The following is a 2,103-nucleotide window of genomic DNA, read 5'->3' as shown; positions in this document are numbered from 1 at the left end:
CCCAGAAGGCCTCCAGGACGTGGGCCCGGATGGCCCCGAGCCGCTCCCGCTCCGGGTCGAGGTCGACCGCGTCCGGCCAGTCGCCGTACGGCTGGCCACGCCACAGCGCGAGAGCCTCGCGGAGAAGGTCGTCCGCGGCGCCGGCGTCCCCGGCCGACAGCAACGCCCGACCTCGAGCGGCGAGGTCTGAGAAGGCGGTCGCGTCGAGCTGGTCGCGCGCGATCGCCAACGCGTAGCCGTCGTGTCTGCGTACGACGTAGCGTCCGGGTGACCCGGGCGGACGATCGGGTTCCAATGCCGTGCGCAGCCGGACAACGTGGGCCTGCAGCGACTTGCGTCCCGTGCGGGGCGGCGCACCGTCCCACAACGACTCCAAGAGCTGGTCGACGCTCACGGAGGCCGGGTACGCCGCGGCGAGGACTGCGAGGAGATGGCGCTCCTTAGCGCCGGGGACCGTCACGACCTCGTGGTCGTCCCCCCGAACTTCCAGTGAGCCGAGAACAGCACACTGCATCCAGTCAGGGTAGGGCTGCCGGATCCGGCCGGGTAGTCCTTTGCCGGCGTCCGGCGAAGGAGTGGCCGGGCCTGGCGCTCACCCGCCGTGACGTGGCAGACATGACCCATGGCCATCTCGAAGACGCATCCCGCAACGTCCGACAAGCCAGCCCGCCGCCGTGCACGGGACGGCCTCGCGCTCGTCGCACTCGCGCTGGCAGCCGTGGCTGTCGTGAAGGAGCTGCGCACGCCGCCTGGTGAGCGCTCCTGGCACGGCGTCCTCTTCGGGTTCATCCCCTACGACCTCCGCGTCCCGACGCTCGCTCGACTCCGGCGAAGCCTGTGGTCGCCGGACGACGAACGGCTCCTCCTGCCTCGGTCCTTCGGTGTCGGCTGGTCACCGAACCTCGCGCGAGTCGTGGCGCTGTGCCGCCGCGTCCTCGGTCGACGCCAGTAATACGGCACCACGTCCGGGACTCGCGGACGAGGGGTCCGAGTACGTTGGACAGGTGAACTCCAACGAGCTGCTAGACGTCAGCCGCCGCCTCAGCGCTGCGCTCACCGCGGCCGACCTGGACGAGACGCTCGCTCGCATCACCGCGGCAGCGGTCGAAGTGCTGCCGGAGGTGCAGTACGCAAGCATCACGATCAAGCACGCGGACGGGCGGCTCGAGACGGCGGCGCCCACCGCCAACTTCATTCTCGACCTCGACGCCGCACAGTACGAGTTTCACGAAGGCCCCTGCTACGAGGCGGCGGTCGAGACTGTCCACGTCGCGGCCCCTCATCTCGCCGGCGACGGGCGATGGCCGCGGTACACGCCCATCGCCCTGGCAGCGGGTGTTGAGGCGCAGGCCGGGATACGTCTGTTCGACGCCGAGCAGTCGAACGGCGCGCTGAACCTCTACGCCGAGCGCGCGGGTGCGTTCGAAGACCTCGGCGCCGTCGGGGAGCTGTTCAGCCACCAAGCCGCCGTCGCCCTCGACTACGCGCGTGAAGTCACCCATCTGCAGCAGGCGGTGCAGACACGACAAGTGATCGGGCAGGCAGTGGGCGTCGTGATGGAGCGGTTCGGTCTGACCGACGCGCGCGCTTTCGCGTTCCTCACGCGGCTGTCCTCCACCAGCAACACCAAGGTGCGGGTCGTGGCTGAACGGCTCGTCGAAGAAGCCAACGCGAGTCACTCCGGCTGATGTGCCGGTGGGTCGGCGCCGGGCTTGGCCAGCTAGGCGGCTCACCGACTACGGGGCGAGGGTCGCCCGGATCACGGGCCGTAGTTCCGGCAGCTCCTCACCGAGCGGGTACGGCACCGCCGCGACCGAGCCCGTGGCAGCCCTTCGTAGGAGCTCGTCGCCCGTCAGGGGCACCACGATCGGATCAGTCAGGTCGATGTGTCCAGCGATCAGGGAACCGTCGTCAACCTCGGTATGACCGCCAGCGGCGCTGACCAGCGCCCGCACTGCCGTATTGGTGGCGAGCATGTCGACGGTGAAGCGGCGGACGTTCTCCTCGCGGGCGCGCGCGCTGAGCAGGTCGAGGAGCTCGGATCCGAGTCCCTGGCCGTGCCACTGGTCGGCCACAGTGATCGCGAGATCCGCCTCCTCACCG

Annotated in this window: 4 protein-coding genes; 2 read left to right on the top strand and 2 right to left on the bottom strand. The window is 70.0% G+C overall.

What is annotated here, in order from left to right; all coding sequences use genetic code 11:
• A partial coding sequence (locus VFZ39_RS06025; protein ID WP_330864829.1) for an AfsR/SARP family transcriptional regulator occupies positions 1–514 on the bottom strand: 514 nt, incomplete at its 3' end.
• Positions 515–622: 108 nt separating this feature from the next.
• Here VFZ39_RS06025 and VFZ39_RS06020 point away from each other — a divergent pair.
• The gene (locus VFZ39_RS06020) at positions 623–952 is read left to right on the top strand and encodes a DUF5808 domain-containing protein (protein WP_330864828.1); all 330 of its coding nucleotides are present in this window, start codon (positions 623–625) and stop codon (positions 950–952) included.
• Positions 953–1,004: 52 nt separating this feature from the next.
• Entirely contained in the window at positions 1,005–1,688 is a 684-nt protein-coding gene (locus tag VFZ39_RS06015) for a GAF and ANTAR domain-containing protein (protein WP_330864827.1), read from the top strand.
• Positions 1,689–1,736: 48 nt separating this feature from the next.
• Here VFZ39_RS06015 and VFZ39_RS06010 read toward each other — a convergent pair.
• On the bottom strand, positions 1,737–2,103 hold a 367-nt coding region (locus VFZ39_RS06010), incomplete at its 5' end, for a GNAT family N-acetyltransferase (RefSeq protein WP_330864826.1).

The organism is Nocardioides sp. (assembly GCF_036374615.1).
Taxonomy (GTDB): domain Bacteria; phylum Actinomycetota; class Actinomycetes; order Propionibacteriales; family Nocardioidaceae; genus Nocardioides.
This window is presented reverse-complemented; position numbering and strand designations above follow the sequence as displayed.

Excerpts from the sequence above, each read along its gene's own strand:
- VFZ39_RS06020 (WP_330864828.1), top strand. The coding sequence starts at position 623 with ATGGCCATCTCGAAGACGCATCCCGCAACGTCCGACAAGCCAGCCCGC.